This window comes from Streptomyces sp. NPDC054956 (assembly GCF_053609185.1).
Map to the genome: position 1 here is coordinate 1 of NZ_JBSGXB010000062.1, position 15,567 is coordinate 15,567.

A 15,567-nucleotide genomic window follows, 5' to 3' on the forward strand; every position below is an offset into this window, starting at 1 on the left:
GCCGGGCGGTGCGGCCGTCGTCGCCCCCGCCGAGGCGGAGGCGGAGGGCGGCGCGGTGGCGGAGCTGCAGTCCTTGATCGGCCTCGACGAGGTCAAGGAGCAGGTGCTGACCCTGATCAACCTGAACCGCATGGCGCAGCGCCGGGCCGGACTCGGCATGCCCGCGCCGCCGATGAGCCGCCATCTGGTCTTCGCGGGCCCGCCGGGCACCGGCAAGACCACGGTGGCCCGGCTCTACGGTTCGATCCTCGCCTCGCTCGGCGTGCTGCGCTCGGGCCACCTGGTGGAGGTCTCCCGGGCCGACCTCGTCGCGCAGATCGTCGGCGGGACGGCCATCAAGACCACGGAGACCTTCAACAAGGCGCTCGGCGGGGTGCTGTTCATCGACGAGGCGTACACGCTGCTGTCGGACTCGGCCGGTTCGGGTGCGGACTTCGGCCGGGAGTCGATCGACACCCTGGTCAAGCTGATGGAGGACCACCGCGAGGACGTCGTGGTGGTGGCGGCCGGCTACCCGAAGGAGATGACGGACTTCCTCGCCTCCAATCCGGGCCTGGCCTCGCGGTTCACCCGTAGCGTGGAGTTCAGCGACTACTCCTCGGAGGAACTCGTCACCATCGTCGAGCGGATGTGCTCCGCGCACTGCTACGAGCTGGACGGGGAGGCCCGCCCCTCCCTGCACGCGTACTTCGAGCGGATCCCCCGCGACGCCGGTTTCGGCAACGGGCGCACCGCCCGGAAGGTCTTCGAGGAGATGGTGGACCGGCAGGCGTCCCGGCTCGCCACCCGCGGCGAGGTCAGCGAGCGCGATCTGACGCTGCTGACCGCCGAGGACGTGGGCCTGCCCGCGACCGCCGCGGCCGGGGAGGACCAGGACCCGCTGCTGAAGCTGGACGCGCTGACCGGACTGGCGGCGGTCAAGCGCGAGGTGAGCGACCTCGTCAACCTGCTGGCGACGGCCCGGCGCCGGACCGCGGCGGGGCTGCCGGCCCCCAGGATCGGCAACCACCTCGTCTTCGCCGGCCCGCCCGGTACCGGCAAGACCACGGTGGCCCGGCTGTACGGCGAGCTGCTGGTGTCCCTCGGCGTGCTCCCGCGCGGGCAGCTGGTGGAGGTGGCGCGGGCGGACCTGGTGGGCCGCTACGTCGGGCACACCGCGCAGTTGACCAAGGAGGTCTTCCAACGCGCGCTCGGCGGCGTCCTCTTCATCGACGAGGCGTACACGCTGACCCCGCAGGGCGCCGGCGCTTCCTCCGACTTCGGCCAGGAGGCGGTGGACACGCTGCTGAAGCTGATGGAGGACCACCGCGACGAGGTGGTGGTGATCGTCGCCGGCTACACGGAGGAGATGGACCGCTTCCTGCACTCCAACCCGGGTCTGGCCTCGCGCTTCGCGCGGCACGTCGAGTTCCCCGACTACTCCTCGGACGAACTCGTCACGATCGTGCGCCAGAACGCGGTGGACAACGGTTACGAGTGCGCGCCCGGCGCGGCCTCGGAGCTGCGCGCGTACTTCGAGTCGATCCCGCGCGGACGGACCTTCGGCAACGCCCGGCTGGCCCGGCAGACCCTGGAGGCCATGATGACGCGGCAGGCGCGCCGGCTCAGTGCCGTCGCGGCGCCGAGCCTGGACGACCTGCGGATGCTGCTCGCCGAGGACCTGCGGGAGCACTGAGCGGGAGCACCGAAGCGGCGGGCCCGGCCCGTACCCCACCGAGAAGAAGCCCCGGCCCGTACCCGACCGAGAACAAGCCCCCCGCGGGGCGGGCCCCCGACCGAGGACCTCCCATGCGTCGCCGTACCCGACTGCTGCTGTGCACCACCGTTCTCGCGGCGCTGGCCGGACCGGCGCCCCTCGCGGCGGCGCTGGGCACCAAGGACGGCCCCACGACGCTGCCGGGCATGCCCGGCGCGCTCGCGCCCGGCCAGGGCTGCACCACGGTGCCCGGCAAGGACACGGCGGAGGCGCCCTGGACCCGGGGCGCCCTGGGGCTGGAGCAGGTGTGGCGCCTGTCCCGGGGGCGCGGGGTGACGGTGGCGGTCGTCGGTACGGGGGTGAGCGACGGCCCGGCCGTGCTCGCGGGCCGGGTCCGGGTCCTGGGCGACGCGGGCCGGGACTGCGTGGGCCGGGGCACCTTCCAGGCCGGTCTGGTCGCCGGGGCGGCGCTGCCCGGCCAGGGTTTCTCCGGGGTGGCTCCGGAGGCGCGGATCCTCGCCGTGCGCGGCACCGGCGAGCGCGGCGAGCCGGACACGGCCCGGCTGGCGGCCGGAGTGCGGGAGGCGGCCGAGGCGGGGGCCGGCGTCATCATGGTGGCCACGCCCCTGGACGGCTCCGACCCCCGGGTGCAGGAGGCCATGGCGGTGGCCAAGGCGAAGGACTCCCTGGTGATCGCACCGGCCGCGGCGGACGGTCCGCCGCCGGGCGGGGGCGATCCGCAGCCCGCGCCGGTGGCTCCGGCGCAGGCACTGGCCGTACTGGACACCGGGCCGCAGGGGACGCGGCCGGAGTCCGCGCCGCCCTTCCGGCACGCCGACCTGTCGGCTCCGGGCGGCGCCCTGGTCGGGCCGGGCCCGGTGGGTGACGGCAAGTGGACGGGCTCGGGTGCCTCGATGGCCGCGGCGGTCACGGCGGGCAGCGCGGCGCTGGTGCGCTCCTACCATCCCGGTCTGAACGCGGACGGGGTGCGCGCGGCGCTGCTGGCCGGCGCGTACCCGGGGGACCTGCCCGCGCTGGACCCGTACGGGGCCGTGTCCGGGGTCGCCCCCGGTGCGGCCCCCGCCGGGGCGGCGGCCGTGGACCCGGTCAGCCTGCCCGAGCCGCCGCGGACGGCGGGGGCCCGGACGACGGCCCTGCTGGTGACCGCCGTCGCGGCCGGGACCGTGCTGCTGGTGGCCTTCCTCGCCGTGGTCCTCCCGCGCGGCCGCAGCCGCGGCTGGCGGCCGGGCCGGCTGGACGACCGGGGCCCGTCCGCCGGGTAACCCGGCGCCGGGGCAGGAGCGCTGAGACCCCGGGCCCCGGGCCTCGTACCCCGGGCGTCGTATCCCAGGCCCCGGGCCCCAGGCCCCAGACCGGCGTACGCCGGCTCACCGCTCCTCGGTGCCCTCCTCCCCGGGGTCGGGCAGCGCGAGGTGGACCAGCCGGGTCTTGCGGCGTACGACGCTCTGGGCGCGGCCCGGCGGCAGGATGCGCGGCTTGACGCTGTCGAGGAGGTAGCCCTCCGACGGCGGGCAGGACAGCAGCAGCGCCGACGAGTTGACCTCGTTCATCTTGCGCACGAGGGGGTCCGTCCGGCCGGCGCCGGTGGAGGCACGGGCCACGATCATGTGCAGGCCGATCTCGTGGCCGAGCGGCAGGTGGGCGAGGAGCGGTTCGAAGGGGCCGTCGAAGGCCGAGCCGACCATCTCGTAGTCGTCGACGACGACGAACAGGCGCGGCCCGTTCCACCAGTCGGCGCGGCGCATCCGGGCCGGGGAGATGTCCTCCCCGGGGAGCCGGTCGGCCATCGCGCGGGCCGCGCCGTCCACGTACTCGCGCAGCGGGTCCGCGGAGACGGCGTGCCCGAGCCGGTACTCCTCGGGGATGGCCTCGATCAGGCCCCGGCGGTAGTCGACCACCAGGAAGCTCGCCTCGTCGGGGCTGTGGGTGGCCATGATCCGCTGGACGATCAGCCGGAGCGCGCTGGTCTTGCCGCTCTCGGTGTCTCCGACCAGGTAGAGGTGCGGGCTCTGGCGGAAGTCGTGCCAGACGGGTGCCAGTTCGACCTCGTCGAGGCCGATCGCCACCCGCAGCGGGTGGTCGGAGGCGGGGAGTTCGGCGGCGGGCAGGTGGGTGGGGAGCATGCGCACCGGCGGGGCCGGCGGCCCGTCCCAGCTCTCCGCGACGGCCTCGACGAGGTCGGCGAGGGCCTCCGAGAGGTCCTCGGCCTGTTCCTGGCCGTCGATCCTGGGCAGGGCCGCGAGGAAGTGCATCTTGTCGGGGCTCAGGCCCCGGCCCGTGGTGACGGGCACGGTGGCGGCCTTGCGGATGTCGATGGCGGAGTCCATGGGGTCGCCCATGCGCAGTTCGAGCCGGGTGCCGATCTGGTCGCGCAGGGAGGCGGACACCTCCACCCAGCGCGAGGTGGCGATCACGAGGTGGACGCCGTAGTTCAGGCCCCGGGAGGCCAGTTCGCCGAAGACGCCGAGGTCGTCGAAGAGTTCGTTGCGGACGGTGGACCAGCCGTCCACGACGAGGAAGACGTCGCCGAAGGGCTGGTCGGCGAACTCGCCGGCCGCGCGCCGCCTGCGGTAGGTGGCCATCGAGTCGATGCCCTCCTCCTGGAAGAACAGCTCGCGCCGGCCCAGCAGGGAGGTGACCTCCGCGAGGGTGCGCGAGATCCGCTCCCGGTCCAGGCGGCCGGCGACCCCGCCGACGTGCGGGAGGCCCGCGAGCGAGGAGAGCGCGCCGCCGCCGAAGTCCAGGCAGTAGAACTGCACTTCGCGGGGGGTGTGGGTGAGGGCGAGGGAGCAGATCAGGGTGCGCAGCAGGGTGCTCTTGCCGCTCTGCGGTCCGCCCGCGACGGCGACGTGGCCCCCGGCGCCGGAGAGGTCGACGGTGAGCAGGTCCCGTACCTGCTCGAAGGGGCGGTCGACGAGGCCGACCGGCACGCGCAGCCGCCCGCGGTCCGGGGAGCCGGCGGTCGTGAGGCCGAAATCGGGGTCCGGGGTCAGCGGCTGCAGCAGGGAGTCGAGGCTCGGCGGGGTGTCGAGCGGGGGCAGCCACACCTGGTGGGCGGGCGGTCCGCTGTCGCGCAGCCGGTCCAGGGCGAGGCCGAGCAGGCTCTCCTCGGTCTCGGGCTCGGGCTCGTTCTCCGGCTCGGGTTCGGGGGCGAGCGGCAGGGTGTGGGGAACCACCCACTCGGTGCCCCAGGGGACGACCTGCCGGGCGATCTGCTCACGGCGGACGCCGCGGCGGGGCGCCTTGTACGTACCGGACACGTACGCGGCGCGGAAGCGGGTCAGGGCTTCGACGCCGCTCTTGAGGTAGCCGCTGCCGGGTTGCGAGGGCAGGTGGTAGGCGTCGGGGACGCCGAGGACTCCGCGGCTCTCGATGGCGGAGAAGGTGCGCAGGCCGATGCGGTAGGAGAGGTGGCCCTCCAGCTGGCTCATGCGGCCCTCCTCCAGCCGCTGGGAGGCGAGCAGCAGGTGCACTCCGAGCGACCGCCCGAGGCGGCCGATCATGACGAACAGCTCCATGAAGTCGCGGTGCGCGGCGAGCAGCTCGCTGAACTCATCGACGACCACGAACAGGCTGGGCAGCGGCGCGATCTGCGCACCGGCGGCGCGGGCGCGCTCGTACTCCAGGAGGGAGGCGTAGTTTCCGGCCTTGCGCAGCAGTTCCTGGCGGCGGATCAGCTCGCCGTGCAGGGCGTCCTGCATGCGGCCCACGAGGGCGACCTCGTCGGCGAGGTTGGTGATGACGGCGGAGGTGTGGGGCAGTTCGTCCATGCCGAGGAAGGTGGCGCCGCCCTTGAAGTCGACGAGGACGAAGTTGAGGGTCTCGGAGGAGTGGGTGAGCGCCAGGCCGAGGACGAGGGTGCGCAGCAGCTCGCTCTTGCCGGAGCCGGTGGCGCCGATGAGCATGCCGTGGGGGCCCATGCCGCCCTGGGCGGACTCCTTGATGTCGAGTTCGACGGGGGTGCCGTCCTCGCCGACGGCGATGGGGACCCGCAGCCGGCCGCGGCCTTCGACCGGGTGTCGCCAGAGCCGGGCGGGCTCGTGCCGCCGCAGGTCGGGGATGCCGAGCAGGGCCGTCAGTTCGGTCTCGGCGACGAAGGGCTCCGAGGCGGTGACGCCGCCGCCGAGCCGGTACGGGGCGAGCCGCGCGGCCAGGGTACGGGCGGCGGCCGGGCCGAGGCTGTCCGGGCGGCCCAGCAGAGTGGCCTGCTCTTTGCGCTCGCGATCGGTGCGTACGAGGTGCAGCCCCTCCTGGTCCAGGCGCAGGCGCAGGGTCCCCCGGGCGGCCTTCCAGGCGAGGGCCCCGCCGAGGTCCACGAGGACGGTGTTGCGGTAGCCGGGTCCGGTGACCCGGTGCCCGGAGGGCACGGCCCCGCCGTCCACCACGACCAGGACGAAGGGCTCGTCGCGGCCCGGCGGGGTCTCCGGGTCGAAGGGCGGCCGCTGGGTGAAGTCCGCGCCGAGCAGCTCCTCCAGGGCCTGGAAGTCCGCGGCGGCGAGCCGGGCCTGGCCCGCGCCGTCACGCTGGTAGCCGTGCTGGGCGTGGGGCAGCCACTTGAGCCACTCCCAGGCGGCGCGCCGCTCGTCGCTGACGCACAGCGCGATGTTCAGCTCCTCCGGCGCGTGGAAGGTGACCAGTTGGGCGATGAGGGAGCGCAGCAGGGCCCGGGACCGCTCGCCCTCCTCGGCGCCGCCGGCGCCGCCCTCCTCCCGGACCACCACCCGTGACCAGGCGCGCAGGTACAGGGCGATGGGCTGGTCGGGGACGGTTCCGTAGGCGCGGATGAAGCTGCGCAGCGCGTGCGCGGCGAGCGGTTCGAGGTCCTCGACCGGCTTGGTCGCGAGGGGGGCGAGCCGTGTGGCGAGCTTCTGGTCGCCGACGGCCACCCGCACCTCGGCGAAGTCCTCGTCGGAGGGGCGGCGCTCCCACTGCCGGCTGGTCCCGGTCAGCGCCCACAGGGCGGCGGGCTCGGGGTGGCGCCAGGCCAGTGCCTTCTGCTGGGCGCCGATGGTGACGCGGATCTTGCGGCGCATCTGGGCCAGGTAGCGCAGGTAGTCGCGCCGCTCACCCTTGAGTTTGCGTTTGCGTTCACCGGAGCTGCGGATCAACTGCGCGCCGATCATGGCCACGGAGGAGAGCAGCATCAGCCCGATGGCTATGTAGCTGAACGCGGTCGCCTGGCCGGGACGCAGGAACATCATGAGCATGCCGAGGGAGGTGAGGCCCATCGGCAGGTACGTCCACATGGCCGAGGTGTTCGGTTCCGCCTCCGGCAGCGTGGGCGGCTCCTGAAGGCCTATTTCACCCTCGGGCATGTCGGGGCCGCGACGGCGGGCGGGCCGACGGAACAGGACGGTGCTCACGCGGTGTGTCTCCTCGGGCTCGGCGCCTGCGGTCCCCGTCCCCGTGCGGTGTACGCGGGGCCCGGTGGACCGCTCTCCGCGCCTGGTGACGGCGGAGGGCCAAGGGTGGTCTGTGACCTGGTGTGTTGGTCACGGTAGTGTGCGCTACCTCCCTTTGGTACCCCGGCCCCTGGATAGGTGCTGCACCGTCATGACTGAAACTCCGGGCATATCGAGCCCCGGCCTGTGCCGACTCACGGTGAGGACACCGCAGCGCCTGCTCGACCTCGCGGTGCCGGTCGACGTTCCGCTGGCCGACCTCCTGCCCACGCTCCTGGACCACGCCGGCGAGGAACTCGCCGAGCAGGGAATCGAACACGGCGGCTGGGTCCTGCAACGCCTCGGCGGGGAACCGCTGGACGAGGAGAGCACGCCCGAGGCGCTGTCCCTGCGCGACGGGGAGACCCTCCACCTGCGGCCCCGGACCGAGGCCTTGCCCGCGATCCACTTCGACGACCTCGTCGACGGGGTCGCGAGCACCATGCGCGAGCGCCCGTACGGCTGGGACGCCCCGGCCGGCCGCCGGCTGCTGCGGACCGCGGCCGTACTGCTGCTGGCCGCCGGCTGGATCGTGTGCGCCCTGCCCGGAGGGGGCGGGCCGACCCGGGCCGCCGTCGCGGGCATCACGGGACTGCTGGTCCTGTTCGGCGCCGCCGCGGCCTCCCGCGCGGTCGGGGACTCGGCCGCCGGAGCGGCCCTGGGCGTGTTCGTGGCGCCCTACCTGGCGCTGGCCGGGGCCCTGCTGCCCGTGGGCGAGGCCGACGGCGGCGGGCAGTTGGGCGGAGCCCGGCTGCTGGCCGCGTCCGCCGCGGCCGCGGGCGGAGCGGTGCTGGCCGTGGCCGCGGTGGCGGCCTTCGTGCCGCTGCTGCTGTCGGTGGCGGTGATCGCCCTGGCGGGGGCGGTGTGGGGCACGCTGATGCTGACGCTGGACGTCGGCCTCGGGCCCGCCGCGAGCCTGGTGGCGGTGTTCGCCGTCGCCGTCGGCGGGCTGGTGCCCGGGCTGGCCTTCCGGCTGTCGGGGCTGCGCCTGCCGGTCCTGCCCTCCAACGCCGAGCAGTTGCAGGAGGGCATCGACCCGCACCCCCACGAAGGGGTCGTCAGCCGCACCGCGCTGGCCGAGGAGTGGATGACCGCCCTCTACGCGGCCGTCGGCCTGGTCTGCGCCCTGGCCCTCTCGGCACTGCTGCTGGACGAGCCGGGCACCCCGGCCCGGGTCACCGCGGGCGTGCTCAGCCTGCTCCTGCTGCTGCACTCCCGGGCCATCGGGAACCTCTGGCAGCGCCCGGCGGTCTTCCTGCCCGGCCTGTACGGACTGGTCCTCGCGGCCCTCACCGGCGCGTCCGCCCTCTCCCCCGGCAACCGGCCGGCGGTGCTCGTGACCCTGCTGGTGCTGGCCGGCGTGGCCATCGTCACGTCGTGGACCGTGCCCGGCCGCCGCGTCCTGCCCCACTGGGGACGGGCCGGGGACATCCTGCACACCTGCGCGGCGGTGGCGCTGATCCCGCTGGCGCTGTGGGTGCTCGGCGTCTACGGCGCCCTGCGCGCCATTTCCGGCTGACGGGGGGAACGACATGCAGTCGAGGAAGGACCAGGTCCAGGCCCACATGTTCGTCATGGGCCGGCTGACCAGTGGCATGCTGCGGCAGGACCCGGACGCCCCGGAGAGCCCGGTCGGCCGCACCAATCGCGGCCTGGCCTGGGGCATCGGCCTCGGCGTGGTGCTCGTCGTCGGCTTCGTGCTGTTCGGGCTGCTCTCGCCGGCCGGCACCAAGTCCTGGCGGACCGCGAACGCGCTGATCGTGGAGAAGGAGACCGGGACGCGCTACCTGTACCTCGACGGGCGGCTCCGCCCGGTACGGAACTACGCCTCGGCCCGCCTGATGTCCGAGAACCCGCTGGAGACCGTCACGGTCTCCTCGGCGTCCCTGCGCGGCGAGCCGCACGGCACCCCGGTCGGCATTCCCGGCGGCCCGGACGCGCTGCCCGAACCCGGTGACCTGGAGAAGGGCTCCTGGCAGGTCTGCGCCGACGAACCCCGGCCGACGGGCCCGGACGGCGCCGGCCGCACGGCCCGTACCTCGCTGCGCCTCGGCTTCGCCTCCGACGGCGAAGTACCGGGAAACCAGCAGGCGCTGCTCGTCGCCGGCCCCGACGGGACCCGGTACGCGCTGTGGGGGGACCGCCGGCTGCGGATCGGCGGGCACGGGGCCCAGCAGGCGCTGGGCTACTCCGCCGCCGTCCCCACCGCCGTCTCGGCCGCCTTCCTGGACAGCGTGCCCGCGGGCGCCGATCTGACCGCCCCGGAGACCGAGGGCCGCGGTACGGACACGGGCACGGTCGGCGGCGCGGCCGCCCGGGTGGGCCAGGTCTTCGCCCTCTCCTCCCCCGGCACCGCCCAGCAGTACTTCCTGCTGGAGGCGGCCGGACTGCGCCCGCTCTCCGCGCTCGCGGCGGCCCTCGTCCTGGGCGACGACCGCACGGCCGCCCAGGCGTACCCGGGCCGCGTCCCGGTGGCGCTGGCGCTGAGCGCCGACGAGCTGACCCGCCGCCAGGCCCCGGCCGGAAAGGGCGGATCGGACCCCGCGGACTGGCCGTCCACCGCCCCGGGTGCGCTGGCCGTGACCCCCGGTTCGCAGCTCTGCGCCCAGATCCAGCCCGAGGGCACCACCCCCCGGATCCGCATCGCCCTGGTACGGGAGGGTGCGGGAGCCCCGGCCCCCGCGGCCGGTCCGGAGATCGCGCGGGCCTGCCTGCCGGTGGACGGGATCGCGGTCCGCCCGGGAGGCGGGGCGCTGGTCCAGGCACTGGGCGCCGGTGGCGGCGTACGCGGGACCACGACGTACCTGGTCACCGACGTCGGCGTGAAGTACCGGCTGCCGGACGTCACCGCCGTGGAGCGGCTCGGGCTGAAGGGCGGGCACGCCCAGGCCGTGCCGTCGAGGCTCCTGGACATGCTGCCCACGGGCCCGCGGCTCGACGTGGACACGGCGATGGGACGTCAGCCCGCGGCGGCCGCCGGGGGTTTGAAACCAGCCGACTCCTCGTGTGAGTGAACCCGCGGCGGAATTCCACCGTCCTCCCCGTTGATGACCGGTCGTTCACGCGTCCGAACATCAGAGGAAGCTCAAAAGACCACTCGTCTCGTTGCAGCGTCCACACAAGTGTTCTTACCATCAGCCAGCACGCGGACGGGTGTTCCACCCGTTCCGCCCCACGCCCTCGTGGCCGCGCCAGACAAGGAACCCCATCATGGCGACTCCGCCGCCTCCCGGTAGCACCCAGACTTCGGACCAGAGCGAGAACCAGCGCGGCTACAACGCCCTCCAGCAGGCCAAGACGGGCGTGGAAAGGGCCCAGAGCGACGTGAAGACGGTCATGGACGGCCTGATCAAGGCCTACGGCGGCGCCGACGGCAACGCGTTCCAGGGCCTGCTCAACGAGTGGAGCGGCCAAGTGGACCTGATCACGCGGAGCATGGGCGAGATGATGCAGACGCTGACCGAGACCGGGCAGGCGCAGTCGCGCACCCAGGGCCAGATCAACGACTTCATCCAGGAAGCCAGGCGCTCCTCGATCTCCCAGGGTGCCCAGAACCGGCTCAACCCCTGAGCCGTTCGCTCCAGCCCTGAGCCGGCGGCCCAACTCCTGAGCCGCCGAGCCCCCGTCACCTCTCCGTCAGCCCGCCGCCCGAGGAGCCCCTCATGCCCGACTTCTACTCCAACAAGACCGACGGCGTCATCCACGTCCAGTACCAGCACGTCGACCGTGCCGCGGAGGACATGCGGATGCAGACGACCGCGATCCAGAACACCGTCAAGGCCCTCAACGAGGAGCTGGCCGGCCTCCGCGGCGCCTGGCAGGGCCAGGACGCCGCCGTCTACGGCCAGAAGCAGATCGACTGGAACAACGCCTCGGACGGCCTCGGCGCCATCCTCACGAAGCACAGCGACCTGCTGAACATGATCACCGAGATCTACAAGAAGCACGAGAACCGCAGCGCCGACCAGTGGAACAACGTCCGCGTCCGCTGACCCGCCCCGCCAGCGGCGCCGCCGGCCCCGGCGGGCGGCGCCGGGACGTACCCGCACCCCCCGCCGCGCCGCCCGGGAGAGAGAGAACATGGCCGAAGGCATCGATCTGTCCCATCTCGACAAGGACAGCCTGGAGAAGTTCAGAACGGACAGCCTCGAGGGGGTCGCCGCCTTCCTGGCGCGCCTCGCGACGCTGACGAGCACGGCACCGGCGGCGGGCGTCCCCACTCCCGTGCCGCTGCTGGCCCGAGCGCTGGCGGACCCCGACGGCCCCTGGGCGCCGAACCCCCCGCGGTTCGGCAGGCTGCGGACCAATGACGCCAAGGAGGAGACACCGATCGACGGGACGCCGTTCGTCAAGTTCATGACGAACTCCTCCACATCGCTGGGCGCGATCCTGACCAAACAGAGGACCCTCTTCACCGAGATCGACGACGAACTGATCCACACGATCAAGGAACTGGGCGATGCCCAGGGCGAAAGCCTCGACGGGATCACCGGGCAGGACTTCCTCACCGACTGGAAGGACGTCAACGGGGTGTTCACGCCCGACAAGAAGCCCGCGCCCCCGACCCCGCCTCCGACCGCCTGACCGTCCCAGCACCCGTCGCGTTCCCCGAAAGGGCCCCCTCCCCCCATGGCAACACCGCCCCCGCAGCCCCAGACCCGGTGGGAATACGTCGTCCAGCAACTCACCAGCTTCGCGGGCGGCAAGCGCGAGGACGTCGGGAAGGTGGGGAGCACCGGCGACCAGACCGTTCCCGGGACCGGCTGGCTGAGGGCGAAGTGCGAAGTCACCCACCTGACCAGTGTCGCGAGCGACTACGACCAGCTCTCGGACAACGCGACCAAGGGTCCCGAACGGATCATCAAGTTCTACGACATCGACCACGACGGCACCGGGGTCAAGAAGTACTGGAAGATCACGCTGAGCGTTCCCTGGAACGAGGGCGGCAACGACTTCAGCAACAGGGGGAAGGCCGGCGCCTACGACTGGGGATACGGCGAAGCCCTCAAGGCCTTCATCGACAAGGGAACCACCGCGAACCTGGATCTCAAGTACTCGGGCGTCCCCGCCGTCGAGGCCAAGGACGCCGTGCAACTGGCCTCGATCCTGGACGCGGCGAAGTCGTTCGACGAAGTGCGCACCTTCTTCATCGACTACCAGAAGAAGATCGAGACCTGGTCGAAGAGCCTCGGCGGGGACGACGCCGCCTGGAAGGGCACGGCGGCGGACGTCTTCCGCACCCTGATCCAAGGGCTGGACCTCGGGTACAAGGAGCTCGGCGAGGACCTCACCGCGACCCGGGGACTGAGCACCGTCACGCTGGGAAACCTGGCCGCCGTCACCTCGGACAGCACCACCGGCCGGGAGATCCTGCGGTGCGCCAAGGCCATCCACGACGCCGCGACGAAGCTGCACCAGGCCTGGGAGACGTGGTCGGCCTCCAGCCCGACCCAGCCCGCCACCTTCACTCCGACGCACTTCCTCGACGTGGAGATCGACAAGGTCGTCAAGTACATCAACTCCGAGAACATCCAGAAGGTGACTTCGGACGGCAGCAAGCTCGTCATGGGCACAGGGTTCTCCATCTACTACGAGCCGTTCGGCGACCTGACCCATCAGGAGGCCTGGCAGAAGCTCGCCCAGCAGGCCTACCTGGACTGGGTGGCGAACCTGCTGACCCTCGACACGGCCGCGACCGTGCAGGCCAGCGCGCTCAACAACGCCTTCGCCGACCTCGAGTACGCCACCAGCTCCTTCACCTTCAACCCCGGTTTCACCGACCTGGGGACCAAGTACGCCGAGAACACGGCGAAGAACAAGCAGAAGGAGCTGGAGGAGAAGGGCGGGGGCGAGGGCGGGGACAAGGGGCCGCCCAAGCTCGACCCGAACGCCATCGGCGATGGCGGCGGGAGCGGCGGTGACAAGAAGGGCAAGGTCCCTCCGCCCGGTCTGGGCAACGGCGGCAAGCCGCCGCCCCAGCTCGGGATCAACCCGCCCGGGCTCGGCCTGGGCAACACCGTCCGCAACCCCGACGGGTCCGTCACCGTACGCAACCCCGACGGTTCGTACACCACGACGTATCCGGACGGACACAAGGAGAGGACTCCCCCCGGGTCGCCTCCGCCGTTCCTGGGGGTGAACCCGCCCGGCACCGGTACCGGTCCCAGGGTTCCGCTGAAGACCGTCAAGGGCCCGGACGGCAGCACCACCGCGTACAACCAGGACGGCTCCCGTACGGTCACGCACAAGGACGGGACCACCACGACGATCGGCCGCGACGGCACGACCACGACGGTGAACCCGGACGGCTCCACCACCGTCCTGCACAAGGACGGCAGCGAGACGGTCAGTTACCCGGACGGGACCAGGACCACGATCCGCCCGGACGGCAGCGCCGTCACGCAGTTCAAGGACGGCTCGACGCAGCTCCGCGCCACCGACGGCACCTTGACCACCACCGATCCCGAGGGCAACAAGACCGTCAACCGCCCGGAGGCGGGGCAGACCGTCCACAACCCCGACCGTTCGACCACGACCTTCAACAAGGACGGCTCGGCCACGACGGTCCACACCAACGGGACCAGGACCACCGTGAGTCCGAACGGAACGGTCACCACGATCGACCCCGACGGCACGAAGACGGTCTCCCACCTGGGCAGGAACACCTCGACCATCGAGTACGCGGACGGTTCCGTGGCCAAGGTGGACAAGGACGGCACGGTCGTCACCACGTACAAGGACGGCACCTCCACCAAGCTCGGCCCGGACGGGACCTACACGACCACCGAGCCGGACGGGGACAAGAAGACCGAGCACCTGAACCCGCTGGGCGGGAACGCGGGCGCGGACACCAAGCACAACCCGGATGGCTCCACGACCACGAAGTACCCGGACGGCACGGTGGACCAGAAGTTCCAGGACGGCGGCCACAAGATCACCTACCCGGATGGGCGGACGGTCACCACGGACGCCGCCGGCCGGACGGTCTCGGTCACGGGCGGCCCGTCGGGTCTGGGCCCGAACCCCGGCTCGGGCAGGCTCAGCGACTTCGACTACTACGACTACCCGGACGACTACCGCACGTCGGGGTCCTCCCTGTCGGGCGGCGGCTACGGATCGGGCGGCCCGTCCGCGCCGACCCCGCTGGGCGCCAACCCCCTGGGGCACACCCTCACCCCGCCCGGCACGGGTCCGGGCTCGGGTACGGCCGTCCCCGGGGAGCGCACCCGGGGGGCCGCGCTCAACGAGGCGGCGGCCACCCGCGGCCGCGCCGCCCAGCTCGCCGCCGAGGAGGCCGCCGCGCTGCGCCGGCCCGCCACCACCTCGGGCGGGATGCCGATGATGCCGCCGATGGGCGGCGGCATGGGCGGCGGGGGCCAGAGCACGCAGAGCGAGGAGCGCGAACGCGCCACCTGGGTCAGCGAGGACGAGGACGTCTGGGGCACCGACGAGGGCGGCGTCTCCGCGGTGATCGGGCGGTGAACCCGGCCGGCGCAAGAGCCGTCGGGGGAAGAGTCGTCGGGGGACGAGGGCCGGTGTCCGACCGGTACCGGTACGCAGCACACGAACGAGGAGGGACGCAGGGATGAGCAATCCCCTGGAAGAACGGCTGGCGGAGGCGCTGGCGGAGTTCGAGGAGACCCGGGGCCGCCTGGACGCGGCCGCGGCGGAGGCGGCCGCGATATCCGTGACGGTCACCGCCAAGGACCGCACGGTGGAGGCGACGGTCGGGGCGCAGGGCGAGCTGACGGGCCTGCGCTTCCCCACCTCGCGGTACCGCACGATGGCTCCGGCGGAGCTGGCGAACGCGGTGATGACCACCATCTCCTCGGCCCGCGCCCAGGCCGCCTCCCGACTGCTCGACGTGTACCGGCCCTTCGGGCCCATTCCCGGGATGTCCCCGGACGCGCCGGGCGGTTTCGGGCCGGTGGACTGGGAGGACCTGTTCGCGCCGCTGCGCGAGGACCCGGACCTGGTGGTCCCGTCCTCCCGCGCGGCCACCGGCCCTTCCTCCGGCGGGGCCCTGCTGGACGAGCTGGTGGACGACGAGGACGGCACGACGGACACGGCGGCGGGGGCGGGACGGTGAGCGAACTCGACGTCGACAGCGAGGGCCTGAACCGCGGCGGCGAGGCCGTGAAGGACGTGGGCGGCGTGCTGAAGGTCGCCCGCGACGAATACATGGACAAGATCACCAGCTACCGCGGCTGCTGGGGCACCGGCGAGTTCGGCGAGGCCTTCGCCAAGAAGTACTACCAGGGGCTCGGGCCCGTCGTGGACGGGACCGCGGCGCTGGTCGAGGCCCTCGAAGCGAGCGGCCAGAGCCTCGGCGACACCTCCAAGAAGTTCAAGAAGACCCAGCAGGACGTCATCGACCACGTCAACAACCCCACGAAGAAGCGCTGATCC

General features: G+C 73.0%; 11 protein-coding genes. 10 read left to right on the plus strand and 1 reads right to left on the minus strand.

What is annotated here, in order from left to right; all coding sequences use genetic code 11:
* Together ACWGDE_RS13490 and ACWGDE_RS13495 are read left to right on the plus strand one after the other, a co-directional pair.
* Positions 1 to 1,675: AAA family ATPase (locus ACWGDE_RS13490; RefSeq protein WP_453389122.1), on the plus strand; the 1,675-nt coding region annotated here is incomplete at its 5' end.
* A 113-nt stretch (positions 1,676 to 1,788) separates the two neighbouring features.
* Positions 1,789 to 2,979 (plus strand): S8 family serine peptidase, encoded by a 1,191-nt coding sequence (locus tag ACWGDE_RS13495; RefSeq protein ID WP_453389123.1) that lies wholly within the window; start codon positions 1,789 to 1,791, stop codon positions 2,977 to 2,979.
* Positions 2,980 to 3,084: 105 nt separating this feature from the next.
* Here ACWGDE_RS13495 and eccCa read toward each other — a convergent pair whose 3' ends face one another.
* On the minus strand, positions 3,085 to 7,080 hold the full coding sequence (eccCa, locus tag ACWGDE_RS13500; protein ID WP_453389124.1) for a type VII secretion protein EccCa: 3,996 nt from the start codon (positions 7,078 to 7,080) through the stop codon (positions 3,085 to 3,087).
* Between the two features lie 190 nt (positions 7,081 to 7,270).
* On the opposite strand from eccCa, the gene eccD reads away from it, so the two are divergent.
* The 8 genes from eccD (at position 7,271) to ACWGDE_RS13540 (ending at position 15,564) form a co-directional block, all read left to right on the plus strand.
* Positions 7,271 to 8,677 (plus strand): type VII secretion integral membrane protein EccD, encoded by a 1,407-nt coding sequence (eccD, locus tag ACWGDE_RS13505; RefSeq protein ID WP_453389125.1) that lies wholly within the window; start codon positions 7,271 to 7,273, stop codon positions 8,675 to 8,677.
* Between the two features lie 13 nt (positions 8,678 to 8,690).
* Positions 8,691 to 10,172, plus strand: coding sequence for a type VII secretion protein EccB (gene eccB, locus ACWGDE_RS13510; protein ID WP_453389126.1), 1,482 nt, complete (start codon positions 8,691 to 8,693; stop codon positions 10,170 to 10,172).
* Positions 10,173 to 10,368: 196 nt separating this feature from the next.
* Positions 10,369 to 10,728 (plus strand): hypothetical protein, encoded by a 360-nt coding sequence (locus ACWGDE_RS13515; RefSeq protein WP_453389127.1) that lies wholly within the window; start codon positions 10,369 to 10,371, stop codon positions 10,726 to 10,728.
* 92 nt (positions 10,729 to 10,820) lie between these two features.
* Positions 10,821 to 11,150: a WXG100 family type VII secretion target gene (locus ACWGDE_RS13520; protein ID WP_453389128.1), complete on the plus strand. Its 330-nt coding sequence runs from the start codon at positions 10,821 to 10,823 to the stop codon at positions 11,148 to 11,150.
* An 88-nt stretch (positions 11,151 to 11,238) separates the two neighbouring features.
* Entirely contained in the window at positions 11,239 to 11,742 is a 504-nt protein-coding gene (locus tag ACWGDE_RS13525) for a type VII secretion system-associated protein (protein WP_453389129.1), read from the plus strand.
* A 45-nt stretch (positions 11,743 to 11,787) separates the two neighbouring features.
* The gene (locus ACWGDE_RS13530; RefSeq protein WP_453389130.1) at positions 11,788 to 14,640 is read left to right on the plus strand and encodes an AAWKG family protein; all 2,853 of its coding nucleotides are present in this window, start codon (positions 11,788 to 11,790) and stop codon (positions 14,638 to 14,640) included.
* 103 nt (positions 14,641 to 14,743) lie between these two features.
* The gene (locus ACWGDE_RS13535; RefSeq protein ID WP_453389131.1) at positions 14,744 to 15,247 is read left to right on the plus strand and encodes a YbaB/EbfC family nucleoid-associated protein; all 504 of its coding nucleotides are present in this window, start codon (positions 14,744 to 14,746) and stop codon (positions 15,245 to 15,247) included.
* Positions 15,244 to 15,564, plus strand: coding sequence for a hypothetical protein (locus tag ACWGDE_RS13540; protein WP_453389132.1), 321 nt, complete (start codon positions 15,244 to 15,246; stop codon positions 15,562 to 15,564). The genes ACWGDE_RS13535 and ACWGDE_RS13540 overlap by 4 nt, the downstream gene beginning before the upstream one ends.
* Positions 15,565 to 15,567: the final 3 nt, after the last annotated feature.

Excerpts from the sequence above, each read along its gene's own strand:
- ACWGDE_RS13495 (WP_453389123.1), top strand. The coding sequence starts at position 1,789 with ATGCGTCGCCGTACCCGACTGCTGCTGTGCACCACCGTTCTCGCGGCG.
- eccD (WP_453389125.1), top strand. The coding sequence starts at position 7,271 with ATGACTGAAACTCCGGGCATATCGAGCCCCGGCCTGTGCCGACTCACG.
- eccB (WP_453389126.1), top strand. The coding sequence starts at position 8,691 with ATGCAGTCGAGGAAGGACCAGGTCCAGGCCCACATGTTCGTCATGGGC.
- ACWGDE_RS13515 (WP_453389127.1), top strand. The coding sequence starts at position 10,369 with ATGGCGACTCCGCCGCCTCCCGGTAGCACCCAGACTTCGGACCAGAGC.
- ACWGDE_RS13520 (WP_453389128.1), top strand. The coding sequence starts at position 10,821 with ATGCCCGACTTCTACTCCAACAAGACCGACGGCGTCATCCACGTCCAG.
- ACWGDE_RS13525 (WP_453389129.1), top strand. The coding sequence starts at position 11,239 with ATGGCCGAAGGCATCGATCTGTCCCATCTCGACAAGGACAGCCTGGAG.
- ACWGDE_RS13530 (WP_453389130.1), top strand. The coding sequence starts at position 11,788 with ATGGCAACACCGCCCCCGCAGCCCCAGACCCGGTGGGAATACGTCGTC.
- ACWGDE_RS13535 (WP_453389131.1), top strand. The coding sequence starts at position 14,744 with ATGAGCAATCCCCTGGAAGAACGGCTGGCGGAGGCGCTGGCGGAGTTC.